At 72.3% G+C, this 22465-nt stretch carries 24 protein-coding genes; 11 read left to right on the top strand and 13 right to left on the bottom strand.

The window, feature by feature from the left end:
- Positions 1-39: 39 nt before the first annotated feature.
- The 4 genes from PV682_RS24050 to PV682_RS24065 form a co-directional block, all read right to left on the bottom strand.
- The gene (locus tag PV682_RS24050; protein WP_319733175.1) at positions 40-309 is read right to left on the bottom strand and encodes a TM2 domain-containing protein; all 270 of its coding nucleotides are present in this window, start codon (positions 307-309) and stop codon (positions 40-42) included.
- Positions 310-554: 245 nt separating this feature from the next.
- Positions 555-902, bottom strand: a complete 348-nt coding sequence (locus PV682_RS24055) for a DUF2752 domain-containing protein (RefSeq protein ID WP_319733394.1) — start codon at positions 900-902, stop codon at positions 555-557.
- 88 nt (positions 903-990) lie between these two features.
- Positions 991-1524, bottom strand: a complete 534-nt coding sequence (locus PV682_RS24060; RefSeq protein WP_319733177.1) for a TM2 domain-containing protein — start codon at positions 1522-1524, stop codon at positions 991-993.
- Between the two features lie 109 nt (positions 1525-1633).
- Positions 1634-2683, bottom strand: a complete 1050-nt coding sequence (locus PV682_RS24065) for a hypothetical protein (RefSeq protein WP_319733179.1) — start codon at positions 2681-2683, stop codon at positions 1634-1636.
- Positions 2684-2751: 68 nt separating this feature from the next.
- Here PV682_RS24065 and PV682_RS24070 point away from each other — a divergent pair, with 68 nt between their 5' ends.
- The 5 genes from PV682_RS24070 (at position 2752) to PV682_RS24090 (ending at position 5677) form a co-directional block, all read left to right on the top strand.
- Entirely contained in the window at positions 2752-3159 is a 408-nt protein-coding gene (locus tag PV682_RS24070) for a VOC family protein (protein WP_319733181.1), read from the top strand.
- Between the two features lie 105 nt (positions 3160-3264).
- Entirely contained in the window at positions 3265-3678 is a 414-nt protein-coding gene (locus tag PV682_RS24075) for a hypothetical protein (protein ID WP_319733183.1), read from the top strand.
- On the top strand, positions 3675-4208 hold the full coding sequence (locus tag PV682_RS24080) for a thiol-disulfide oxidoreductase DCC family protein (RefSeq protein WP_319733185.1): 534 nt from the start codon (positions 3675-3677) through the stop codon (positions 4206-4208). Before PV682_RS24075 ends, PV682_RS24080 begins: the two co-directional genes overlap by 4 nt.
- A gap of 10 nt (positions 4209-4218) precedes the next feature.
- Positions 4219-4956 carry a TetR/AcrR family transcriptional regulator gene (locus PV682_RS24085; protein WP_319733187.1) on the top strand — a complete coding sequence of 246 codons (738 nt, stop codon included), beginning with the start codon at positions 4219-4221 and terminating at the stop codon, positions 4954-4956.
- A gap of 88 nt (positions 4957-5044) precedes the next feature.
- Entirely contained in the window at positions 5045-5677 is a 633-nt protein-coding gene (locus PV682_RS24090; protein WP_319733189.1) for a Uma2 family endonuclease, read from the top strand.
- Here the strand turns inward: PV682_RS24090 and PV682_RS24095 are convergent.
- On the bottom strand, positions 5674-8079 hold the full coding sequence (locus PV682_RS24095) for an MMPL family transporter (RefSeq protein ID WP_319733396.1): 2406 nt from the start codon (positions 8077-8079) through the stop codon (positions 5674-5676). The genes PV682_RS24090 and PV682_RS24095 overlap by 4 nt on opposite strands.
- 172 nt (positions 8080-8251) lie before the next feature.
- Here PV682_RS24095 and PV682_RS24100 point away from each other — a divergent pair, with 172 nt between their 5' ends.
- Positions 8252-8941: a response regulator transcription factor gene (locus PV682_RS24100; protein ID WP_319733191.1), complete on the top strand. Its 690-nt coding sequence runs from the start codon at positions 8252-8254 to the stop codon at positions 8939-8941.
- Positions 8941-10383, top strand: coding sequence for a HAMP domain-containing sensor histidine kinase (locus tag PV682_RS24105; protein WP_319733193.1), 1443 nt, complete (start codon positions 8941-8943; stop codon positions 10381-10383). Before PV682_RS24100 ends, PV682_RS24105 begins: the two co-directional genes overlap by 1 nt.
- 54 nt (positions 10384-10437) lie before the next feature.
- On the opposite strand, the gene PV682_RS24110 is transcribed toward PV682_RS24105, so the two are convergent.
- The 3 genes from PV682_RS24110 to PV682_RS24120 all read right to left on the bottom strand — a co-directional run bounded on the left by PV682_RS24110 (position 10438) and on the right by PV682_RS24120 (position 13784).
- The gene (locus PV682_RS24110; RefSeq protein WP_319733195.1) at positions 10438-11991 is read right to left on the bottom strand and encodes an ABC transporter substrate-binding protein; all 1554 of its coding nucleotides are present in this window, start codon (positions 11989-11991) and stop codon (positions 10438-10440) included.
- Positions 11992-12184: 193 nt separating this feature from the next.
- Entirely contained in the window at positions 12185-13495 is a 1311-nt protein-coding gene (locus PV682_RS24115; RefSeq protein ID WP_319733197.1) for a metallophosphoesterase, read from the bottom strand.
- Positions 13496-13544: 49 nt separating this feature from the next.
- Positions 13545-13784, bottom strand: coding sequence for an SCO4848 family membrane protein (locus PV682_RS24120; RefSeq protein ID WP_010351845.1), 240 nt, complete (start codon positions 13782-13784; stop codon positions 13545-13547).
- Between the two features lie 91 nt (positions 13785-13875).
- Between PV682_RS24120 and PV682_RS24125 the strand changes: the two genes are divergently transcribed.
- Positions 13876-15189: a D-alanyl-D-alanine carboxypeptidase family protein gene (locus tag PV682_RS24125; RefSeq protein WP_319733201.1), complete on the top strand. Its 1314-nt coding sequence runs from the start codon at positions 13876-13878 to the stop codon at positions 15187-15189.
- 12 nt (positions 15190-15201) lie between these two features.
- Here PV682_RS24125 and PV682_RS24130 read toward each other — a convergent pair whose 3' ends face one another.
- The 3 genes from PV682_RS24130 to PV682_RS24140 form a co-directional block, all read right to left on the bottom strand.
- Positions 15202-16110 carry a YihY/virulence factor BrkB family protein gene (locus tag PV682_RS24130; RefSeq protein ID WP_319733203.1) on the bottom strand — a complete coding sequence of 303 codons (909 nt, stop codon included), beginning with the start codon at positions 16108-16110 and terminating at the stop codon, positions 15202-15204.
- Between the two features lie 64 nt (positions 16111-16174).
- The gene (locus tag PV682_RS24135) at positions 16175-17119 is read right to left on the bottom strand and encodes a decaprenyl-phosphate phosphoribosyltransferase (RefSeq protein ID WP_319733205.1); all 945 of its coding nucleotides are present in this window, start codon (positions 17117-17119) and stop codon (positions 16175-16177) included.
- Complete coding sequence (locus tag PV682_RS24140; RefSeq protein ID WP_319733207.1) at positions 17116-17616, bottom strand: phosphatase PAP2 family protein; 501 nt, start codon at positions 17614-17616, stop codon at positions 17116-17118. Before PV682_RS24140 ends, PV682_RS24135 begins: the two co-directional genes overlap by 4 nt.
- Positions 17617-17750: 134 nt before the next feature.
- Between PV682_RS24140 and PV682_RS24145 the strand changes: the two genes are divergently transcribed.
- Positions 17751-19100: an FAD-binding protein gene (locus tag PV682_RS24145; RefSeq protein WP_319733209.1), complete on the top strand. Its 1350-nt coding sequence runs from the start codon at positions 17751-17753 to the stop codon at positions 19098-19100.
- 161 nt (positions 19101-19261) lie between these two features.
- Positions 19262-20017 carry a decaprenylphospho-beta-D-erythro-pentofuranosid-2-ulose 2-reductase gene (locus PV682_RS24150; protein ID WP_319733211.1) on the top strand — a complete coding sequence of 252 codons (756 nt, stop codon included), beginning with the start codon at positions 19262-19264 and terminating at the stop codon, positions 20015-20017.
- Here PV682_RS24150 and PV682_RS24155 read toward each other — a convergent pair.
- Together PV682_RS24155 and trpS are read right to left on the bottom strand one after the other, a co-directional pair.
- The gene (locus PV682_RS24155; protein WP_319733213.1) at positions 20014-20589 is read right to left on the bottom strand and encodes a 2'-5' RNA ligase family protein; all 576 of its coding nucleotides are present in this window, start codon (positions 20587-20589) and stop codon (positions 20014-20016) included. The two genes, PV682_RS24150 and PV682_RS24155, sit on opposite strands and share 4 nt — an antisense overlap.
- 141 nt (positions 20590-20730) lie before the next feature.
- Positions 20731-21744 carry a tryptophan--tRNA ligase gene (gene trpS, locus PV682_RS24160; RefSeq protein WP_319733215.1) on the bottom strand — a complete coding sequence of 338 codons (1014 nt, stop codon included), beginning with the start codon at positions 21742-21744 and terminating at the stop codon, positions 20731-20733.
- A 75-nt stretch (positions 21745-21819) separates the two neighbouring features.
- On the opposite strand from trpS, the gene PV682_RS24165 reads away from it, so the two are divergent.
- A complete protein-coding gene (locus PV682_RS24165) occupies positions 21820-22446 on the top strand; it encodes a hypothetical protein (protein ID WP_319733218.1) in 627 nt (208 codons plus the stop codon).
- Positions 22447-22465 lie beyond the last annotated feature (19 nt).

A 22465-nucleotide genomic window follows, 5' to 3' on the forward strand; every position in this document is an offset into this window, starting at 1 on the left:
GGGAGAAGATCAGGGGCGGACCCGGGACCCCGCGGGGGGTCAGCCTCGCAGGACGCGGCCCTGCTTGTCCGTGCGGTCGTTGCTGACGAGGAAGATGATCCCGTCGATCAGGGCCCAGAGGCCGAGGCCGCCGCAGGTCAGGAGCTGGGCGATGCCGACGCCGACGTTGCCGACGTAGAACCGGCCGACGCCGAAGCCGCCAAGGAAGATCTGAAGGATGCCGGCGACGATCTTCGACTTGTCGGAGTACGGGCGGCCCTGCGGGTCGTAGCCGTACGGGGCCTCGGTCTTGGGGGCGGGGACGGTCATAGGAACTGCTCTCCTGACGGGGACTGCTCGGAATGCGAGAAGCCGGGGAGCGCGCACGTCAGCCCATGCCTCGGCCGTCCCCCCGGGTGAGCGCCGAGCGTAGGCAGGGGCGGGCGCCCAAAGGCAGCCCTGTCGAACTATCGTTCCCCGAACGTGACAAAACTCGCGCCAACTTCCGGCTGGTTCCGGCCACTTCCGGGGTCCGGCTCAACCCGTGCGCGGCACCGGGCGTGGCGTCGGTCGCGTCAGTGAAGGTTGCGGACGACGGTCCAGGCGACGGCGATCCCGAGGATCAACGCCTGTGTACGCACGCCGACTTGAGGCCGCCAGCGGCGCCCCCGCCCGATCCCCTCCCACATCCACCGCCCCAGCAGCGCGAGCGCGAACGGGGAGGCGAGCAGCAGCGCCCGGTTGTCGAGCCACGCCGCGTCCAGACGGCCGTGCATCAGGTCGTACACCATGCGGGTGCCGCCGCACGCGGGGCAGAGCAGGCCGGTGACGAGCCGGAAGGGGCACTGGGGGAGAAGGTGGCCCGGTTGGTGCGGGTCGGTGCCGTACAGGTACGCCGCCCCCGCGCCCCCGGCGACGAGCACCGCGAGGGGGGCTGTCGCCGGGCGCCGGAGGAAGGAGGCGAACGTGACGGGGTACGCGGGTGCGTCCCCGGTCGGCGCGGGTGGCGTTTCAGCCACGGAGGACGCGGCCCTGGCTGTCCGTCGTGCTGTCGCTGGTCAGCAGGATGATGCCGTCGATCAGGGCCCAGATGCCGAAGCCGCCGCAGGTGAAGAGCTGGGCGAGGCCGAGGCCGACGTGTCCGATGTAGAACCGGCCGACGCCGAGGGTGCCGAGGAAGAGCTGGAGGATCCCCGCGACGATCTTCGACTTGTCGGAGTAGGGGCGGCCGTAGGCGTCGTAGCCGTAGGGGGCGTACGGGTCGCCGGTGTACGTCCCGGGCGGCGGCTGGTAACCGACGCCGGGCGGCATCTGGCCGGCGGGGTAGCCGTAGCCCTGCGGGGGAGGCGGGTAGCCCGGTCCCGGCTGGCCCTGCGGCGGCGGGTAGCCCGGACCCGGCTGGCCCTGCGGGGGCGGCGGCGGGTAGCCCTGGCCCTGCGGCGGCTGCTGGTACCCGTACCCCGGCTGCTGCGGCTGGCTGTAGGGGTTGTTGCCCGGGTACCCGTACCCCGGCGGCTCGTAGGGCTGCTTCGGCTGTTCCGTCACGGTGGTGCTCCCCCAAGGTCTGACGATCGGATGCCGCCATCTTGCCCGACTCCCCTGTGCCGGAGCACACGGGTGGGGGCAGCGGCCTGGCACCGCCGCGCGCACTCCCTCACCCCGCCAGCACCCCCCGCAGCACCTTTGCCGTCCCCCTGTGCGTCACCGACCCCTCCAGCCGGCGGAGTTCCTCGACCGCCCCCGTCCGCCCCAGCGCCAGCACCCCCGCGTTGGCGACCTTCGCCCCCCGGGGCCCGACGCCCGGCACCTGGTCCAGGGACGTCTCCACCAGGGCGACGAGCGCACGGACCGTCGCGGTGTCCGGCGGCAGCAGGGACAGCAGCCACGCGAGCCCGCGCAGGGCGACGGCGTTGTGGGGGTCGTAGGTGCTGTCGGCGTCCGGTTCGAAGGGGGCGTACTCCAGGGGGAGCGTGCGCGGACGGCCCACCTGCGTGAACCAGGTGTGGACGGCCGCCCGGATGCGGTCCGCGCCGAGCGTCTCGATCAGCGAGCGCGCCTCCGTGTCCCACTTCGCGGTCGGCCGGGACCCCTTCGCCCTGAGCGCGTGGACGAGGACCGGCCGCAGCCCGGCGTCGGCCATCGCGGACTCCGCCCACTGCTCCCCGACGTCGAGGACGGGGTCCGTCAGCCCGGCGACCAGGCGCCCCGGCTGCTCCTCGCCCGGAGCGTCCAGCGCGGTGCGCCGCAGGACCGCGACGACGGCCGGTGCGAGGGCGCGCCCCGCGGAGAGTTCCGCCTCGGCGAGGAGGTCGTAGCGCGCCCAGGGGCGGTAGGCGCGGCGCCGGGCGAGGTCGGCGAGGGCGGGTGCGCGCGCGGGGGCGAGGGGGTCGGGGAGGTCGGCGCCGGCCACCCGCAGGCTCAGGACGAGCACCCCGCACCGGATCTCCGTACGGGCCCCGATCACCCCCGGCCCGAGCCGGTTCGGCCCGTCCAGTTCCGGATACCGCTCCGCCAGCGCCCGCAGCAGGTCCCGCCGCCGGTCGGCGGGCAGCGCGGCGAGCCGGTCCGGGATCTCTGCCCACGCCGCGTGCCACACCCCCCGGCTCACGACGGCCGCCCGCAACACCTCCTCCACCACTCCTTCCACCGCGCCGGCGGCGGCGCGGTGGGCGATGCGGTCCGAGTACGAGCGAGGTGTGCGCATGCGTTCGACTCTACGAGCCACCACTGACAATCATCCGATCCAGCCCGTATCACACCTATTGTGACGTTATGTCTGATGACGAGTCGTACGAGCTGCTCGGGTTCGACAACGTGCTGCTGCCGGTCGGGGATCTGGCCGAGGCGGTGGGTTTCTACGAGCGCGCCGGGTTCACGGTGGGGTTCAGGTTCGACGAGGGCGGGCTCGCCTCGCTGAAGGTGGGCCGGGAGACGCCGGGCATCCTGCTGCGGGAGGAGGAGGCGCTGGGCCACCGCCCGCCGCCGTGGGGCTGCGCGCGCGTGTGGGTGGAGGTCCCGGACGCGCGCGCGGCGGCGCGCAGGCTCGCGGCGGCGGGTGTCGCCGCGATCGACGAACCGGCGTCCGTGGCGACGGGCTGGACGGTGGAGATCGCCGACCCCTGGGGCAACGTCGTCGGCTTCACGGACTACACGAAGCGCCCGGAGCTGGCGAGGCGCTGAACCCGGCGGAACCCCCAGCCGCCGAGCCATGTTGAACGTGTTCAAAAACAGGTCTACAGTCATCCACGACAGCGTTTTGAACGCGTTCAAGAAAGTGGTGGGGACATGGACCGCACAGTCATCGCATACGTCGTCTACCTGGCCGTCAGCATCGCGCTGACCGTCTGGGTCGCCCGGACCCTCAGCCGCAACGGCCGGGTCTTCCTCGCGGACGTGCTGCGCGGCGACGAGAAGCTCGCCGACGCGGTGAACCACCTCCTGGTGGTCGGCTTCTACCTCGTGAACCTGGGCTTCGTCGCCCTCTACCTGAGCGGCGACGAAGCCCTGTCGAACACACGGGAGATCTTCGAGGCCCTGTCGACGAAGCTCGGCGTGGTCCTGCTGGTCCTCGGCGCGATGCACCTGGGCAACGTGTACGTCCTGAGCCGCATCCGGCGCCGGGGCATGCTGGAGCGCGAGGACGTGCCGCCGGTCGCCCCGCGCGCGTGGGTCGCGCCGACGAAGCCGGCCCAGGCGTGAGCACCGAACCGGACACCGGCCGCACGGCCACCGCCGACCGGGACGCCGCGCGCGTCCCGGTCCGCCGGCTGACCGTCCTGTACGACGCGGAGTGCGGCCTGTGCCGCGCGCTCAGCGGCTGGCTGGCCCGCCAGCCCCAGCTCGTCCCGCTGGACCTCGTGCCGGCCGCCTCCGACGCCGCCCGCGCCCTCTTCCCCGGCCTCGACCACGGGCTCACGCTCACCGAGATCACCGTCGTCGGCGACAGCGGCCAGCTCTACCGGGGCGCCGACGCCTGGGTCGTCGTCCTGTGGGCGCTGCGCGAGCACCGGCCCCTCGCGCACCGGCTCAGCACGCCGTCGGGGCGGCGGCTGGCCCGCAAGGCGGTGCTGGTCGCCGCGCGGCTGCGGGAGCGGGGGTGGGGGGACCCGGCGTACGAGCGGGGCGAGGAGTGGGGCGGCGGGGCGTACGACGGTGCCGGCGGGTGGGTGTACCGCCCCTCCCTGGGCTGGATGTATGTCTGTGACAGCGACTCCTGCCCCACTGACTAGGCTCGCGACCGTGTCCGCGAACAACGACGGCCCCGCCGCAGCCCCCAGCAAGTCCGAACAGACCCGTGCGCTCATCCTGGAGACCGCCATGCGGCTCTTCCAGGAGCGCGGGTACGACAAGACGACCATGCGGGCCATCGCCCAGGAGGCGGGGGTCTCCGTCGGCAACGCGTACTACTACTTCGCCGGCAAGGAACACCTCATCCAGGGGTTCTACGACCGGCTCGCCGCCGAGCACCGCGCCGCCGTCCGCCCCCTCCTCGCCCGCGAGACCGACTTCGAGGCCCGCCTCGCCGGGGTCCTGCGCCTGTGGCTCGACCTCGCGACGCCGTACCACGAGTTCGCGGTCCAGTTCTTCAAGAACGCGGCGGATCCCGACAGCCCCCTCAGCCCCTTCTCCCCCGAATCGGAGCACGCGCGCGAGGAGGCGATCTCGGTCCACCGGGAAATCCTGCGGGGCGCCACGAAGACGAAGGTCGCGGACGACCTGAAGGACGTCCTCCCCGAGCTGATGTGGCTCTCCCAGATGGGCCTGGTCCTCTACTGGATCTTCGACCGCACCCCGAACAGAGAACGCAGCTACCGCCTGGCGGAACGGGGAGCCCGCCTGACCGCACGCGGAGTGGCGTTGTCCCGCTTCCGGGTCCTGCGCCCGCTGGTGCGCGAGGTGCACGAACTGTTCACGGACTTCCTGCCGGGGATGACGAGAATGCTGCCGGACCCGGGACCGAAGGGGAGCGACAAATGATCACTTTTGATCAAGTAACTCATTCGGACATCGGGGACGCCGTCTGTCTACGATGATGCCCTCGACACCAGCCCATGGGAGGCACGTGATGTCCGCAGCATCCGTCGAGCAGCCTTTCGACGACGAGTTCTTCTCGACCGTCCCCGAAAAGCCGTTCTCCCTCGTCACCATCGCCGACGAGATCATGGAACGCCATCCGGGCTACCGCGTCGAGATCCTCGGAGGCCATCTCCTCGTGACACCTTCACCGGATGCTGCTCATTCGCGCGCGCTGACCAAGTTGATGCGTCCGTTCATCGCAGCCGGACTGGACGACGGCGACTCGGAAGTTCACCAGGGCATCAGTCTCTGGCTACCCGCCGCCGAGGACTACGTCATCCCGGATCTGGCGGTCGTGGACGCCGGCATCGACGACCACCTCATCGAGAGGAACGCGTACGACCCGGTCTGCTTCCGCCTCGTCCTGGAGGTCACCTCCGGAAACTGGAAGAACGACCTCAAGGCCAAGGTCGGCGCCTACGCCGAGGCCAGGGTGCCCGTGTACGTCGTCGTCGACCGCAAGCACCAGCGGCTCCACGTCCTGACCGAGCCGTCCGAGGGCGGGTACGGCGTCCACCGCGTACACGCCCCCGGCGAGACGGTCACGCTGCCCGACTCGATCGGCGCCGAAGTCACCCTCGACGTCGGCCAGATCATCGAAGCCGGGCAGCCCAAGGGCTAACTGACCGCGTCCACCTCCCCCTCCCGCAGCTCCACGTCCTGCACCACCGGCCCCTCCCCCACGTTCACGTGCCGCGCGGTCGAGCCGTACGCGGGCGCGGTGACCGCCAGGAGGTAGGTGCCCGGTGCCGGGACGGCGAGGACGTAGGAGCCGTCGGCCAGGGTGGTGACGTGGTCGAGCTGGCGGCCTCCTCCTGAGGAGAGGAGGGTGACCGCGGCGCCGGCGACGGGGGCGCCCTCCGGGTCGCGGACGAAGCCGTGGACGACGGAGGCGGGGCCGTCCGGGGCGACCGCCGGCGAGGACTCCTGGGGCTCGACCGCGAGGTGCGGCAGGCGCTTCTCCAGCCACGCCGGGAGCCACCAGTTCGACGTACCCAGCAGGTGCATCGCCGCGGGGACCAGTGCCGTGCGCAGGACGAACGCGTCGAGGGCGACGGCGACCGCGAGGCCGACGCCCGCCATCGCGGCCCCGGCGTCCCCGCTGAGGACGAACGCGAGGAACACGCACACCATGATGAGCGCGGCGGAGTTGATGACGCGGGAGGTCTCGGCGAGGCCGACGCGTACCGCGCGCGCGTTGTCGCGGGTGTTGACCCACTCCTCGTGCATACGGCTGACGAGGAAGACCTGGTAGTCCATGGAGAGGCCGAAGAGCAGGGACAGCATGATGACGGGGAGGAAGGCGTTGATGGGCCCTTCCTTGCCGAGGCCCAGCAGTTCGAGGCCCCAGCCCCACTGGAAGATCGCCACCAGGACGCCGAACGAGGCCGCGGCGGCGATGAGGTTCATGACGGCCGCCGTGAGCGGCACGACCAGCGACCGGAACGCCACCAGGAGCAGCAGGAACCCGAGCCCGATGATCGTGGCGACGAACAGCGGCAGCCGGTCGCCGGTGACGGTCGCGAAGTCCTTGGAGACGGCCGTGACACCGCCCACGTGCGCCTGCGCGCCCGCCTGCGGGATGACGCGGTCGCGCAGGGTGTCGATCAGCTCGTCGGTCTCCCGGGACTGCGGGGAGGTCGTCGGCACGACCTGGACGACGGTGACGCCGCCGGCCGGCGGCAGCGCGGCGACCCGCGCGACACCCTCCGTGGACGAGATGCCCCGCACGAGCGCGGCCGTGTCCCCGCCCTCGGCGACGACCTGGAGCGGCCCGTTGAACCCGGGCCCGAAGCCCTCGGCGAGGAGGTCGTAGGCCTGGCGGGTCGTCGTGGTCGTGTCGTCGTTGCCCTGGTCGGTGGCGCCGAGCCGCAGCGACAGCACCGGCAGCGCGAGGACGACCATGACGGCGAGGGCGAGGGCCGCGATGGACCGGGGCCGCCGCTGGACCTGCGTGGACCAGCGCGCGGCGGGCCCGCTCGTCACCTCCGGCTCGGGTCCGGAGGCCGCGAGCCGGCGCCGCTGCTTGCGGCTGAGCACACGCGTCCCGAGGAACCCGAGGAGCGCGGGCAGCAGGGTCGTCGCCGCGAGGACGCTGAGGACGACCGTCAGGGACGTGCCGATGACGACGCCGTCGAGGAAGCGCAGGTTGGTGACGAGCATCCCGGCCAGCGCGATGCAGACGGTGCCGCCCGCGAACAGGACGGCGCGCCCCGAGGTGTTGAGGGCGGTGACCGCCGACTCCTCGGGGTCGAGGCCGCGCAGGACGCCCTTGCGGTGGCGGGTGACGATGAACAGGGCGTAGTCGATGCCGACGCCGAGGCCGATCAGGGAGGCCAGCAGGGGCGCCAGGTCGGGGATGTTCGTGGTGTGGCTGAGGAGCTGCGTGCCGAACAGGCCCATGCCGACGCCGAAGACCGCGATGGCGATCGGCAGGAGCATCGCGAAGAACGAGCCGAACGCGAGGAACAGGACGATGGCCGCGGCGGCGAGCCCGACCATCTCGGCGAGGCCCGTGGGCGGCTCCTGGACACGCTGGATGGCCTGGCCCCCCAGCTCGACCTTCAGGCCGCCCTGTTCGGCCTTCTGAGCGGCGTCCACGACCTTCTCGATGAGCTCCTTGGGCACCTCGTTGGCCTGCTTGGTGAACGTCACCTGCGCGTAGGCGATCCTCCCGTCGCGGCTGATCTGCGCCGCCCCGCCCGCGCCCGCGTACGGCCCGGCGACGTCACCGACGCCGTCCATCGCCGCGATCTCCTTCAGCGCGGGCTCGATCCGCTGCCGTACGGCGTCGTCGCGGACGCTGCCGCTGTCGGTCTTCCACACGACGGTGTCGGTGTCGCCCGCGCGCGCGGGGAACGCCTTCTCCATCAGGTCGTACGCCTTCTTGGAGTCCGTGTCCGGTAGCGAGAAGACGTTCGCGTAATCGGTTCCGGCGGCCGACGCCGTGAACCCCATGCCGAACAGTGCCCCCACCCACAGCAACAGGACCACCAGCCGGTGCCGGTAGCACCAGCGTGCCAATGCCGCCACGCTTCAACTCCTCTTCGATGTCGGTCGGTTCGGTCGGTCCCCCAGGTCCTGACCGACAGCATCGACAGGAGCACGCGCGGCTGGACATCCACTGGCCATGACTCTCAAGGAACTCCAAAGAGAAACCCCGCGCGGCGGCCAAGTCGCCGTCGATACTGGGGACATGACGACGGCCCCTGGCACCGTGCTGGTCGTGGAGGACGAGCCGAGCATCGCGGACGTCCTCGCCATCGCCCTGCGCTTCCACGGCTTCGAGGTGATGGTCGCGGGCACGGTCCGCGAGGCGCTCGCCCTCGCCGGCCGCACCCGCCCCGACGTGGCGCTCCTGGACGTGATCCTCCCGGACGGCGACGGCCGCGCCCTGGGCCGCGAACTGCGCGCCCGCCGCGCCGACCTGGCGATCGTGTTCCTGACGGCGCGGGACTCGCCCGCCGAGATCGTGGGCGCGCTCGGCTTCGGCGACGACTACATCACCAAGCCGTTCGACATCGACGTCGTCGTCGCGCGCATCGGCGCGGTGCTACGGCGCACGCGCGCGGCCGACGTCCTCCAGCAGCGTCCGCCCCTGCGCTACGGCGACCTGGAGCTCGACGAGACGACGTACAGCGTGCACCGCGCGGGGCGCACGGTGGAGCTGACGCCGACGGAGTACGCGCTGCTGCGGTTCCTGGTGCGCAACGGCGGCCGGGTCGTCCCCAAGGAGCAACTCCTGCGCCACGTCTGGCAGTACGAGCACACGCCGCCCGAATCGACGGTCGTCGAGACGTACATCAGCTATCTGCGGCGCAAACTGGCCGCCCTGGGCCCGCCGGTGATCACCACGCGGCGCGGCGTCGGCTACGGGCTGGCGTGATGGGCCTCCCGCGCGCGTGGGCGATGCGTTCCCTGCGGGTGAAGCTGACGCTGGCGAACGTCGCGCTGCTCGCCCTCGGGATCACGGCGGCGACGGCCGTCAGCCTGATGGCGATGCGGCACTACCTGATCGGCCAGATCGACTCCGGGCTGACCAAGACGCGCTCCTCGCTGGAGAGTTCGCGGCTCACCCTGCGGGACGTCGACTCGCTGACCGTGCTGGCGTTCATCAGCGACCAGGTGCTGCCCGAGGCGGAGCGCGAACAGGCCACGCCGGACTCGGTGTTCGCCGCCGTCGACGCCGGGGGGAGCGCGCTGCCGCTGTTCGGCATCCAGCCGACCGAGGCGCAGAAGGGGATCGCGAAGGCGGTCGGCGCGCCCGCCGGGCTCGTCCGGCACAGCTCCCCGCAGGACGTCGACCTGCACGGCGCCCCCTACCGGGCGACGGCGACGCGCCTGCGGGACGGCACGTACGTCCTGATGGCGACCTCCACCGACGGCCTCCACAAGGGCATGGCGAAGGCGCTGAAGGCCGATCTCGCCGTCGGGACGCTGCTGCTGGCGCTGCTGGCGTGTCTGACCCTGTTCAACGTGCGGCGGCGGATGCGGCCCCTGGAGGACATGGTGGAGACGTCGTCGGCGATAGCGGAGGGCGATCTGACGCGCCGGGTGCCGTCCAGCTGCGATGCCACGCAGGAGGTCGAACAGCTGCGCCTCGCCCTCAACTCGATGCTGCACCAGGTGGAGACCGCGTACCGCACGCGCGAGCGCAGCGCCGCCCAGCTCCGGTCGTTCGTCGCGGACGCCTCGCACGAGCTGCGCACCCCGCTCGCGGCGATCCGGGGGTACCTCCAGCTGTACGACAAGGGGATGCTGCGCGAGGAGGAGGAGCGGCGGCGCTCCTGGGACCGGATGAACGCCGAGGTCGACCGGATGGGCCGCCTCGTGGACGAGCTCCTCACGCTGGCCCGCCTCGACCAGCACCCGGAGCTGCGGCTGCGGCCCGTCGACGTGACGCGCCTGGTGCGGGACGCGGCGCAGGACCTGCGCGCCCAGCAGCCGGCGCGCCCGGTGACCGTGGACGCCTCGGGCACCCTGCTGCTCCAGGCGGACGAGTCGGGGCTGCGGCAGATCCTCGGCAACCTCGTCGCCAACGTGCGCACCCATACGCCCGCCGACGTGCCCGTGCACCTCTCGGCGCGGCGCTCGGGCGACCGGATCACCCTGACCGTCGCCGACCAGGGGCCTGGCCTGTCCGCGGAGAACGCCGCCCGCGTCTTCGACCGCTTCTTCCGCACCGGCAGCGCGGCGGGCAGCGGCCTCGGGCTCGCGATCGTCCAGCGGGCGGTGGAGTCCCACGACGGCACGATCAGCGTCCGCACGGCGCCCGGTGAGGGGCTGACGGCGACGGTGGAGCTGCCCGAGCGTCCGGCCTGCTCCTGAAACGGACGACGGCACCCCGGAGTTCCCGGGGTGCCGTACGGAATGCCGCTGAGGCTAGATCCAGTTGAGGCTCCACAGCCGGAACACGCCGTTGCCGTCCGCAAGGTACTGGCTGCCGCCGACGTCCTCGGTGGCGACGACGTACTCCTTGCGCTGCCACAGCGGGATGACGGGCGCGTCCTGGGCGACGTCGTCCTGGAGGCGGCGGAAGTCGTCGGAGACGCGGCTGCGGTCGGCGTACTGCTGGCTGTCGAGGATGAGCTTGTCGACGGCCTTGCTGCTGTAGCCGGTGTTCATGGTGGAGTCGCTGCCGACGAGGGGCGCGGCGAAGGTGTCGGCGTCCGGGTAGTCGGCGACCCAGCCGACGGGGTACGCGTCGAGCTTGCCGGTGGCCCACTGCTTCTGGAAGTCGGTCCACTCGTACGCCTTGACGTCCACCTTGAACAGGCCGCCCGCCTCCAGCTGGGCCTTCACCGCGGCGGTCTCCTGCTCGGCGACGCCCCGCTTGCCGTAGCCGTAGGTGATCGTGACGGGCGTGGAGACGCCGGCGGCCCGCAGGAGGGCCTTGGCCTTGTCGACGTCCGGCTTGGGGTAGGCGTCGAAGAACGACGTGGCGTGGCCGGTGATGCCGGTCGGGATCAGCGAGTACAGCGGGTCGACGGTGCCGTCGTACACGGTCGTCGCGAGCTGTTCGCGGTCGATCAGCCAGGCGGCGGCCCTGCGCACGCGCGCGTCGTGCAGCGGGGAGCCGGCGCGGGTGTTGAAGTACAGGTTGCGCGTCTCGGAGCTCTCCGCCTCGGTGACCCGCTGGTCGGGGTCGCTGGCGTTGAGGGAGGCGAGCATCTTCGGCGGGAGCTGCCGGGTGGCGACGGAGACGTCCTTCGCCTTCCAGGCGCTCTCCAGCTGCGCGGAGTCCTTGTAGTACTTCAGCTCGACGGGTTCGCCGGTCTTGAAGGCGCCCTTGTAGTCGGGGTTGGGCTTGAGGTCGATCCGCTCGTCCTTGGTGTACCCGGTGATCGTGTACGGGCCGGTGCCGTCGATGGCGTCGTCCGTGCGGAGCTTGTTCTCGGGGTACTTGGTGCTGTCGACGATCGAGCCGACGCCGGTCGCCAGCTTGAACGGGAACGTCGCGTCGGCGGACGACAGGTGGAAGGTGACGGTGTCGTCGTCCGCGTCGACCGACTTGAGGGTCGACAGCAAGGGCGCGGGACCGACCTCGGAGTTGATCTTCTTGATGCGGTCGATCGAGTACTTGACGTCCTTCGGCGTGACCTTGCGCCCGCTCGGGAACTTCAGGTCGTCGCGCAGCTCGCACGCGTACGTCGTCAGCCCGCCGCCCTGGAAGGCGCAGCTCTTGGCCGCGTCCGGGACGGGCTGGACGCCGCCCGGCGCGAAGGTCAGCAGCGACTGGTAGATGTTGCTGTACAGCGCCCAGGAGCCCGAGTCGTACGAGCCCGCCGGGTCGAGGGACGTGATCGAGTCGGTCGTGCCGACCACGATGGCGTCGCCGTCGCCGCTGCCCGACGACGGCAGCAGCTGCCAGCCGCCCACGCCGACAGCGGCCAGTACGGCGAGCGCCGCGATGATCCGCATGCGAACAGATCGCATGGTGGTGCCCTGCCTCCCCAGGCCCGGTGAACGGGCCCAGCCTTACGAAAAAGAGGCCACTCCCCTGAATGGCCGGCTCACCTAATCACACACGGTTTCGCCCAGGGAAGGCTAATCGGATGAGATGAGAGAGAACTTACCCGAACAGTTGTTTCGGTCCGGTTTCACAGTTCCCTCACAGATGTGGGGTGGTTCAGGCCCTGAGGGACGCCAGTTCGATCACCGTGACGTCGGACTGCGCGCCCACGCGCGTGGGCATGCCCCAGGCGCCCGCGCCGTTGGACACGTACAGCTGCGTGTCGTCGTAGCGCTCCAGGCCGGAGACCGTGGGGTTGGCCAGCGCGGCGACGTACTTGCCCGGCCAGAGCTGGCCGCCGTGCGTGTGGCCCGAGAGCTGGAGGTCCACGCCGTGGTCCACCGCGTCGTGGATCTGCACGGGCTGGTGGGCGAGGAGGACGGCGGTGCGCGCGGTGTCGCGGTCGCCGAGCGCCTTCGCGAAGTCCGGGCCCTGGCCCTCGCTCTCGCCCGCGAGGTCGTTGACCCCGGCGAGGTCGAACCAGGGGAGTTCGGTGCGCTCGTTCAGCAGGGGGCGGATGCCGAGGCGGCGGACCTCCTCGATCCACTGCTCGGCGCCGGAGAAGTACTCGTGGTTGCCCGTGACGAAGAAGCTGCCGTGCCTGGCCTTCAGTTGGGCCAGGGGGGCGGCTGCCGGGCCGAGGTCCTTGACGCTGCCGTCCACCAGGTCGCCGACCACCGCGATCAGGTCGGGCTGGGTGCCGTTGATCGTGTCGACGACCTTCTGCGCGAAGCCCCGGCCCAGGACCGGGCCGAGGTGGATGTCGCTCACGACCGCGATGCGGTAGCCGTGCGCGGCGCGCGGGAGCTTCGCCAGAGGGACCGTGACGCGTTTCACCTTCGGGCCCCGCAGGACGCCGTAGGTGCCGTGGCCGACGGTGCCGACGGCGGCGGTGGCGGCGGCACCGGCGACGACGCGGGAGACGAAGAGGCGGCGGGTGGGGCCGGACGCGGCGGGTTCAGGGGTGTCGGCGGTTCCCTCGGGTGCCGAAGTCGCCGGTGCGGCCTCAGGGCCCTTCGGGGTGTCCGGTGAGGCCGGGACCTCGGAGAGGGTCCGCGCGGGCTCCTGAGGGGCCTTCAGGGGCTCGGGGGCGGCATCCGCGAGCCGCCTCGCCGCCCGCCGGTCCAGGAACAGCCGCAGCAGCGGGCGTACGGCCTCCCCCGCCAGGACCGCCAGCAGCAGGTACATCGCCACCGCCAGCCACAGGAAACCCGGCCAGGCCAGGACCTGTTGCAGCCGGAACGGCGCCCCCGCGCGCTCGGCGGCCAGAGCCGTGATCGCGAGGACCCAGCCGCCCACGACGAGGACGGCGCCCGCGCGGCGCACCCAGCCGGGGCCGCGCGTCGTGTCGCGGAACAGCCGGCGCCACAGGTACCAGTTGCCGGTCACCAGGACGGCCAGCGCGAGCGCGCCGAAGACGATCACCATGACGGTCGTAAACCCCTTGCTCCGCAGGCCACTTGCCCGGCTCGATCCGCTACGACGTGGCGCGCAGCGCGCGCAGGGAACGCAACCCGATGAGCCCGATGGCCGTCCCCAATACGAAGGACACCACCGCGAGCGTCAGGTGCACCCAGAAGTACGCCGTGGGATGTCCGTCGTCGAACGCCAGGCCGCTGCCGTCTTTGATCAGATTCTTCACGAAAGTGACCCAGATGACCCACGACCAGACCCCGAAGGCGAGCAGGAACCACGACAGGGGGCGGGTGAGCTTCATGCGCCCAGTATCGCCGTCGGGTGTCCGGTTCCCGGAGGCGGGTGGGGAGCGCGGTGGGACTTCCGCGGGACCGGCGGGTACGTTCGGCGTCGTGCCCGCACCCATGAAACGGGCCGTCAGGCGAACCCTGACGGTCACCGCCGCCACGCTCGCGACCGCCTCGCTCACCGCGCCCTTCGGTCACGCCGCGCCCAGTCCCTCGCCGGCCCCCTCCGTGACGCCGCCCGCGCGCATGTCCACCGTCGGGGGTGCGCGCCTGGGGCTGCCGGGGACCCAGGCCGATCTCGCGGGCGGGGCGCCCGTGCTGCCCAAGGACATCACCGCGCGGTCCTGGATCGTCGCCGACGCGGAGTCGGGGGACGTGCTCGCGGCGCACAACGCGCACTGGCGGCTGCCGCCGGCCAGCACGATGAAGATGCTGTTCGCGGACACGGTGCTGCCGCGGTTCCCCAGGACGACCCAGCACAAGGTGGCACCGGCCGAGCTGTCCGGCATGGGCGCCGGTTCCAGCACCGTCGGCATAAAGGAGAACGAGACCTACACCGTCCACGACCTGTGGCTCGGGGTGTTCCTGCGCTCCGGGAACGACGCGGTACGCGTCCTGTCCGCGATGAACGGCGGCATCCCCGCGACGGTGGCCGAGATGAACGCGCACGCGGAGGAGCTCCAGGCACTCGACACGCACGTCGTCTCTCCGGACGGGTACGACTCCCCCGGCCAGGTCTCCTCCGCCTACGACCTCACCCTCATCGCCCGCTCCGGCCTCCAGAAGAAGGACTTCCGGGAGTACGCGTCGACGGTCAAGGCGAAGTTCCCCGGCGAGACGAAGAAGGACGCGAAGACGGGCAAGGTGACCCGCACCCCCTTCGAGATCCAGAACACGAACCGTCTCCTCAGCGGCGACCGGGACCTCCCCCAGTACCCGGGCATCGCGGGCGTCAAGAACGGCAACACGACGAACGCGGGCGCGACCTTCACGGGCGTGGCGGAACGGGCGGGCAGGGTCCTCCTGGTCACCGTGATGAACCCCTCGAAGGAAGCCCACAACGAGGTCTACAAGGAGACCGCCGCCCTCCTGGACTGGGGTTTCCAGGCGGCCGGCAAGACCCGCCCCATCGGCGAACTGGTCCCCCCGAAGAACGCCGCCCCCCAGCAGGGCTCAGCGAACGGGTCGCCCTCCCCCGAGGCGACGGGCCAGGCGGGAGGCGCGGGAGACGCGTCGGGTTCCCCGGTCGCCGCGAAGACGGCCGCGGACGCCTCCGGCGGCATGGGGACGGCGATGGCCATCGCGGGCGGGGTCCTGGTCCTGCTCGCGGGGGGTGTGTTTCTGGTCAACCGCAAGTGGCCTTCGCGGAGGGCCTCGCGCGCGGGCGCCGAAGCCGAGGAGACGCCGGGTTCCTCCTGAGGGGTTCGCCCCTCAGGCCCCCTCCGTCTTCTCCGCCCCCTGCGCCCCTTGCGTCTCCTCCGGCTCCTGCGCGCCCGCGCTCGGTGTCGCCGTCCACGCCGCGCAGTACAGGACCAGCTTCGCCGTCAGGTTGATCCACAGCAGGAGGGCCACGGGGACGCCGAAGGCGCCGTACATCGTCTTCGTGGCGACGCCCTGGAGGTAGCCGCTCAGGAGGAGCTTGAGGAGTTCGAAGCCGAGGGCGCCGATCAGCGCCGCCTGGAGGAGGCGGCGGCGCGGGGGGTCGGCGCCCGGGAGGAGGGTCAGGACGTAGAGGAGGAGCAGGAAGTCCGCCAGGACCGCCACCGCGAACGCGGCCACGCGCAGGAGGGCACTGCCCCAGCCGTGTTCGTCCAGGCCCAGGGCGTCCGCGAGGGCGCCGACGGCCCAGGTGGCGACCGTGGACGCGGCGAAGGTCACCAGGACCGCGCCGCCGAAGCCCACGAGGACTCCCGCGTCCTTGGCCTTGATCAGGACGGGGTTGCCGTCGTCGTCGGGGAGTTCCCAGACCGCGCGCAGGCAGTCCCGTATCTGGGTGACCCAGCCGAGGCCGGTGAAGAGCAGGACCGCGCCCGCGATGAGGCCGACCGTGCCGGCGTTCTGGACGAGGGACGCGACGTCGAGCTGTCCGGAGATGCCGGGTACCTGGTCGGCGATGCGGTCTTCGAGGCGCTTCTGCTGGTCGTCGCTGAGGGCGGCGGCCGTGACGGCGGCGGCCAGCGTCAGCAGCGGGAACAGCGAGACGAAGCTGACGAACGTCATCGCGGCGGCGAGCCGCGTCCACTTCACCTTGTCGAGCCGCTCGTACGACCGCCACGCGTGCGTGGCCGCCAGCCGCACGGCGAGCGGCCCGACGACGGGGAGCCTCTTCAGCCAGTCCATGATCGGAACTCTGCCTCACCGGGGGACGGACATCCCCGTCCGGGTTCCCCGGAACCGGGGTTCGTCACCACTGGGCCACCGCGAGCCCGTACATGGCGACCCACGCGACGCCGATCAGCGCGAGCGCGCGGTCCCCGAGGACGACCTCCTCGGGCTCCCCGGCGCTCCCCCGGTCCGCGAAGACGGCGTACCGCAGCACCGCCAGGGTGAAGGCGACCATGGACAGTTGACGCCACGGCAGGGCGCTGGCGCCGCTCTCGCCCTCCAGCGCCCACAGGCAGTACCCGAGGACGGCGACCCCGGCGGCGAGCTGCCACACGAACCGCAGGTAGCCGGTCGTGTACTCGCTCAGCAGCGCGCGCGTGGCCCCCGCCTTCCCGGCCATCTGCACGGCCTCGGAGTACCGCTTGGCGGCGACCATGAACAGCGCCCCGAACCCGGTGGTGATGAGGAACCACCGGGACAGCGGGATGCCGAGCGCGAGCCCTCCGGCGGTGGCCCGCATGAGGAACCCGGTCGAGACGACGACGAGGTCGACGACGAGGACGTGCTTGAGGCTGACGCAGTACGCGAGCTGCATGGCCACGTACGCCGCCAGGAGGGCCGCGACGCCGGGTGTGGTGAGCCGGAGCGCCAGGAGGGGGCCGAAGGCCGCGAGAAGGCCGCCCACGGCGTACGCGAGGGGTACGGGGACCTGTCCGGCGGCGACGGGCCGCAGGCGTTTCGTGGGGTGGGCCCGGTCCGCGTCGGCGTCGCGCGCGTCGTTGACGAGGTAGACGGCCGCCGCGCAGGCGGTGAACAGGGCGAAGACGAGGGCGAGTTGCGTGACCGCGTGCCAGGACAGGAGCCGCCCGGCGGCGGCCGGCGCGGCGACGACGAGGACGTTCTTGACCCACTGTTTGGGCCGGGCGGTGCGCAGCAGGCCGACGAGGAGGCCCCCGCGCGGCGGAGCGGCCGAAGGCACCTGTCGTCTGCGCTGCTCATGGAGTTCGGGCGCCGTCTGCGTCATCCGGGAACGCCCCGCATCCACCGCGCCCCCACGCGCGCGGTGACGACACCGAGCACCGCCCCCGCGGCGACGTCCGACGGATAGTGCACGCCGACGACCAGCCGGGACACGCACATCGCGACGGCCACAGGGGCGACGGCGTACACGCCGAGCGCCCCGTACGCGTACGCGGCAGCGGCGGCGGACGTCGCGTGGGAGCTGGGGAAGGAGTGGCGCCCGGCGGTGCGGACCAGCGCGCGCACGTGGGAGGGCCGGGGGCGCCGTACGACGCGTTTCGCGCCGACGCTCAGCGCGTGCGCGCCCGCGCACAGGGCCGTCGCCCGCAGCCAGGCGTCGCGCCGGCCTCCGTCGAGGGCGGCGCCGGCGAGGCCCGCGGCGATCCACACCGCCCCGTGCTCGCCGGCCCACGACAGGGCGCGCGCGGCGTTCGCGACCCGGGGATCGGCGCCGCGCGCGTGGAGCGCGGTGAGCAGGCGCCGGTCGTAGTTCTCGTCCATATCAGCCCACTGTTCACGCCCGAACGGCCGCAGGACCGGCAATATTGGGCGAAATCCCATTTATCACCCATTTCGGGGAGGGGATTTGATGTTGACGAGGTTTCCGGACAAATAGGGGCGCTACGGTCACCGGCATGGCTGCCGAGACCGTTTCCGTGACCGGATGGGGCCGCACCGCCCCCTCAACGGCCCGTCTGATCCGCCCAGAGACCTACGAGGAGGCCGTTGAGGCCGTCCGGGGTGCGGGACCCCGGGGCGGCATCCCCAGGGGCCTGGGGCGGGCGTACGGCGACGCCGCGCAGAACGCCGGCGGCGCCGTCCTGGACATGACCGGCCTCGACCGGGTCCACGCGATCGACGCCTCCGAGGGGATCGTCCTGTGCGACGCGGGGATCTCCCTGCACCGCCTGATGGAGGTCCTCCTCCCGCTCGGCTGGTTCGTGCCGGTCACCCCGGGGACCCGGTACGTCACCGTCGGCGGCGCGATCGGCGCGGACATCCACGGCAAGAACCACCACGCGTCCGGCTCCTTCGCCCGCCACGTCCCGTCGTTCGAGCTGCTCACGGCGGACGGCACGATCCGTACGGTCCGCCAGGGCACGCCCCTGTTCGACGCGACCGCCGGCGGCATGGGCCTGACCGGCGTGATCCTCACCGCGCGCGTGCGCCTGCAACCCGTCGAGACGTCCCTGATGGCCGTCGACACGGAACGCGCCGCCGACCTCGACGACCTGATGGCCCGCCTCACCGAGGGCGACCGGCACCACCGGTACTCCGTCGCCTGGATCGACCTCCTCGCGCGCGGGGCGTCGACCGGGCGGGCGGTCCTCACGCGCGGGGACCACGCGCCGCTGGACGCGCTGCCCGCGCGCACGCGCGGAGAGCCGCTCGCCTTCCGTACGTCCCGGCTCCCCGCCGCCCCCTCCTTCGTCCCCGGCGGCCTCCTCACCCGCACGACCGTCGGCCTGTTCAACGAGCTCTGGTACCGGCGCGCCCCGCGCGCGCGTGCCGGTGAACTCCAGCGCATCCCGGCGTTCTTCCACCCCCTGGACGGCGTCCCGCACTGGAACCGGATCTACGGCCGGGGCGGCTTCGTGCAGTACCAGTTCGTCGTCGGACACGGCCGGGAGGAAGCCCTGCGCCGGATCGTCCACCGCATCTCCGGGCGCCGCTGCCCGTCCTTCCTCGCCGTCCTCAAGCGGTTCGGCGAGTCCGACCCCGGCTGGCTCTCCTTCCCGCGCCCCGGGTGGACCCTCGCCCTGGACATCCCGGCCGCCCTGCCCGGCCTCGCGGCGTTCCTGGACGAGCTGGACGAGGAGGTCGCCGGGGCGGGGGGCCGGGTGTACCTGGCCAAGGACTCACGCCTGCGGCCCGACCTCCTCACGGCGATGTACCCGCGCGCGGACGCCTTCCGCGAACTGCGGGCCCAGCTGGACCCGCGCGGGGTGTTCGTGTCGGACCTCGCACGCCGGTTGAGCCTCTGAAGGCCCGGAGATCGCCGCCCCCGCACGCCCCAGGGCCCTGTGAGAGGCCCCGCAAGCCCCCCAAGGTCCCGCGAGAGGCCCCGCAAGCTCCAGGGGCCCCGCGAGAGGCCCCGAGAGCCCCACCCCCGCGCCCCCGCGCCCCCGCCCAGCTAGGAGCCCCCGTGAAAGACGCCTTCGGCCTCCCCCAGTCCCTCCTGATCCTCGGCGGCACCTCCGAGATCGCCCTCGCCACCGCCCGCCGCCTGATCGCCCGGCGCGCGCGTACGGTGTGGCTCGCCGGGCGCCCCTCCCCCGCGCTGGAGGCCGCCGCCGCGGACCTCCGTGTGCTCGGCGCCGACGTCCGCACCGTCCCCTTCGACGCCCTCGACGCCGAGTCGCACGAGACAGCCCTCGGCAAGGTCTTCGCGGAGGGCGACATCGACGTCGTGCTGCTCGCGTTCGGCGTGCTCGGGGACCAGGCCAGCGACGAGCGCGAGCCCCTCGCCGCCGCGCGCGTGGCGCAGACGAACTACACCGGTGCCGTCACCTCCGGCCTGGTCGCGGCCCGCGCGCTCCAGACGCAGGGCCACGGCTCCCTCGTCGTCCTCTCCTCCGTCGCCGGGGAACGCGCCCGCCGCGCGAACTTCATCTACGGCTCCAGCAAGGCGGGCCTCGACGCGTTCGCGCAGGGCCTGGGCGACGCGCTGCACGGGACGGGCGTCCACGTCATGGTCGTCCGCCCCGGCTTCGTCCGGACGAGGATGACGGCGGGCCTGCCCGAGGCGCCCCTCGCGACCACCCCCGAGGCGGTCGCGACGGCGATCGAGGCGGGGCTGCGGCGGCGCGCGGAGACGGTGTGGGTGCCGGGGGTGCTGCGGGTGGTGATGTCGGCGCTGCGGCACGTCCCGCGCGGGGTGTTCCGCAGGCTGCCGGTCTAGAGGCTGGGGACGGAGTCCCTCGGCGCGGACGCCTGCGGCGGGACGACCGGACTGCCGAACGGATACTCGCGGAGTGTGCCCCACACCCCGTCCGGTCCCTGCGCGTAGAGCGCGAAGCCGGTGCAGGACCACTCGGCCTCGTACCCGGCCAGTTCCTCGTACGCGCGGTCCATCGCGGCCTCGTCGATGCCGTGGGCGACCGTCACGTGCGGGTGGTAGGGGAACAGCAGCTCGCGCGCGAGCGGGCCCGACGCGTCCCTGACCTGCTGCTGGAGCCGGGCGCACGGCTCGGCGCCCTCGACGACCCGCACGAACACGACCGGCGAGAGCGGGCGGAACGTACCCGTCCCCGACAGCCGCATCGGGAACGGCCTGCCCGCGCGCGCGACGTCCGTCAGATGCGCCTGTACGGCCGGCAGCGCCTCGCCGTCGACCTCCGTCGGCGGCAGCAGCGTGACGTGCGTGGGGATGCCGTGCGCGGCGGCGTCCCCGAAGCCCGTGCGCAGCTCCTGGAGCAGGCTGCCGTGAGGCTCCGGGACCGCGATCGACACGCCGATCGTTACGGTCCCCACGTCGTCTCCTGTCATCCGGTGTCCGGCGGTTCGGCTATCGACTGTACGGCCACGGTCGGCGTGTGGGCAGGCGCAGCCGTAGTGATGTGCAGCGCTCTTCCCCGGCGGACGCCGGCGGGTGTTCGTACGGTGCGTGCGCGCTCAGTGCTTCGCGGGCAGGAAGCCGACGCGGTCGTACGTGTTCGCGAGGGTCTCGGCGGCCACCGAGCGCGCCTTCTCCGCGCCCTTCGCGAGGATCGCGTCCAGCGTCTCCGGGTCGTCCAGGTACTGCTGGGTGCGCTCCCTGAACGGGGTCACGAAATCTACGACGACGTCCGCGAGGTCCGTCTTGAGGGCGCCGTACATCTTGCCCTCGTACTCCGCCTCCAGCTCGGCGATGCTCTTGCCGGTCAGCGTCGAGTGGATCGTCAGGAGGTTGCTGACGCCGGGCTTGTTCTCCGCGTCGTAGCGGACGACCGTGTCGGTGTCCGTGACCGCGCTCTTGACCTTCTTCGCGGTCGCCTTCGGGTCGTCGAGGAGGTTGATGAGGCCCTTCGGCGTCGACGCCGACTTGCTCATCTTGACCGCCGGGTCCTGGAGGTCGTAGATCTTCGCCGTCTCCTTCAGGATGTACGGCTTCGGGATCGTGAACGTCTCCCCGAACCGGCCGTTGAAACGCTCCGCGAGGTCCCGGGTCAGCTCGATGTGCTGGCGCTGGTCCTCACCGACCGGCACCTCGTTCGCCTGGTACAGCAGGATGTCCGCGACCTGGAGGATCGGGTACGTGAACAGGCCGACGCTCGCGCCGTCCGCGCCCTGCCGCGCCGACTTGTCCTTGAACTGCGTCATCCGCGACGCCTCGCCGAAGCCCGTCAGGCAGTTCATCACCCACGCGAGCTGCGCGTGCTCCGGGACATGGCTCTGCACGAACAGCGTGCAGCGCTCCGGGTCGAGCCCCGCCGCGAGCAGCTGCGCCGTCGCCAGCCGCGTGTTCGCCCGCAGCTCCGCCGGGTCCTGCGCGACCGTGATCGCGTGCAGGTCCACGACCGCGTAGAACGCGTCATGCGACTCCTGCAACGCCACCCACTGGCGCACCGCGCCGAGGTAGTTGCCGAGGTGGAACGAGCCGGCGGTGGGCTGGATGCCGGAGAGCACACGAGGACGAGCAGAGGCCATGGGTGCATTCTCTCAGGTTCCGGGGGGAGGTTCGGAACGGGTGGGGTATGCAGGAGGTGTCGGGAGGGGGGTCCCATGAGACGGATCGCGGTACTGGCACTCGCGTTGTCCCCGCTCTTCACCACCGGGGCCGCCGCCTCGGGTACGCCCGATGTGGCGATGCTCATCGACGGCACGTCCGGGCGGACCCTGTCCATCCGCTCCCGCGAACCCCTCTTCGACCGGCTCCGGGAACTCCTCGACCCGACCTACACGGGGACGGTTCCCGTGCCTTCGAGCTGGGACGAGGGCCACCATCCCCCCGTCCGGCTCACCGTCGTCTGGGGCCGCAGCGGGGTCGGCGGCTGGCCGCAGGACGATCTCCCGCCGAGTGGGGCCGTGACCGTCGAGCAGACGGACCAGGTGATCCTCGCGGACGACGGCACCCCGTGGATACGACGGGACGTCGCGCCGGAGTTCGAGGACGCGGACGTCCGCTGGCATCCGGCGCCACGCTCCGCCTACGAGCGGTGGGAGCGGGAGGGCGTGTTCCCAGGGGCCACCCCCTCGACGCCGGGCTCCGACTCCGGGTGGTGGGTGGTGCCGGGGGTTGTCGGGGTGGTGCTCGGTGCGGGCGGGGTGCTCCTGGTACGCCGCGCGGCGGCTCGCCGCGACGCCGGTCCGCCTCGGGAGGAGCCTCGGCAGGAGTTGATCGAACTGTGAATGCCGGTCAGCCGTGTTC

Origin of the sequence: Streptomyces niveiscabiei, from assembly GCF_033794345.1 — a bacterium.
Taxonomy (GTDB): domain Bacteria; phylum Actinomycetota; class Actinomycetes; order Streptomycetales; family Streptomycetaceae; genus Streptomyces; species Streptomyces niveiscabiei.

What these genes read in the sequence shown, in the direction of transcription:
- PV682_RS24100 (WP_319733191.1), top strand. Translation starts at nt 8,252, where the DNA reads ATGACGACGGCCCCTGGCACCGTGCTGGTCGTGGAGGACGAGCCGAGC.
- PV682_RS24065 (WP_319733179.1), bottom strand. Translation starts at nt 2,683, where the DNA reads ATGCGCACACCTCGCTCGTACTCGGACCGCATCGCCCACCGCGCCGCC.
- PV682_RS24165 (WP_319733218.1), top strand. Translation starts at nt 21,820, where the DNA reads ATGAGACGGATCGCGGTACTGGCACTCGCGTTGTCCCCGCTCTTCACC.
- PV682_RS24105 (WP_319733193.1), top strand. Translation starts at nt 8,941, where the DNA reads ATGGGCCTCCCGCGCGCGTGGGCGATGCGTTCCCTGCGGGTGAAGCTG.
- PV682_RS24110 (WP_319733195.1), bottom strand. Translation starts at nt 11,991, where the DNA reads ATGCGATCTGTTCGCATGCGGATCATCGCGGCGCTCGCCGTACTGGCC.
- PV682_RS24070 (WP_319733181.1), top strand. Translation starts at nt 2,752, where the DNA reads ATGTCTGATGACGAGTCGTACGAGCTGCTCGGGTTCGACAACGTGCTG.
- PV682_RS24115 (WP_319733197.1), bottom strand. Translation starts at nt 13,495, where the DNA reads ATGGTGATCGTCTTCGGCGCGCTCGCGCTGGCCGTCCTGGTGACCGGC.
- trpS (WP_319733215.1), bottom strand. Translation starts at nt 21,744, where the DNA reads ATGGCCTCTGCTCGTCCTCGTGTGCTCTCCGGCATCCAGCCCACCGCC.
- PV682_RS24090 (WP_319733189.1), top strand. Translation starts at nt 5,045, where the DNA reads ATGTCCGCAGCATCCGTCGAGCAGCCTTTCGACGACGAGTTCTTCTCG.
- PV682_RS24140 (WP_319733207.1), bottom strand. Translation starts at nt 17,616, where the DNA reads ATGGACGAGAACTACGACCGGCGCCTGCTCACCGCGCTCCACGCGCGC.
- PV682_RS24050 (WP_319733175.1), bottom strand. Translation starts at nt 309, where the DNA reads ATGACCGTCCCCGCCCCCAAGACCGAGGCCCCGTACGGCTACGACCCG.
- PV682_RS24120 (WP_010351845.1), bottom strand. Translation starts at nt 13,784, where the DNA reads ATGAAGCTCACCCGCCCCCTGTCGTGGTTCCTGCTCGCCTTCGGGGTC.
- PV682_RS24130 (WP_319733203.1), bottom strand. Translation starts at nt 16,110, where the DNA reads ATGGACTGGCTGAAGAGGCTCCCCGTCGTCGGGCCGCTCGCCGTGCGG.
- PV682_RS24145 (WP_319733209.1), top strand. Translation starts at nt 17,751, where the DNA reads ATGGCTGCCGAGACCGTTTCCGTGACCGGATGGGGCCGCACCGCCCCC.
- PV682_RS24075 (WP_319733183.1), top strand. Translation starts at nt 3,265, where the DNA reads ATGGACCGCACAGTCATCGCATACGTCGTCTACCTGGCCGTCAGCATC.
- PV682_RS24135 (WP_319733205.1), bottom strand. Translation starts at nt 17,119, where the DNA reads ATGACGCAGACGGCGCCCGAACTCCATGAGCAGCGCAGACGACAGGTG.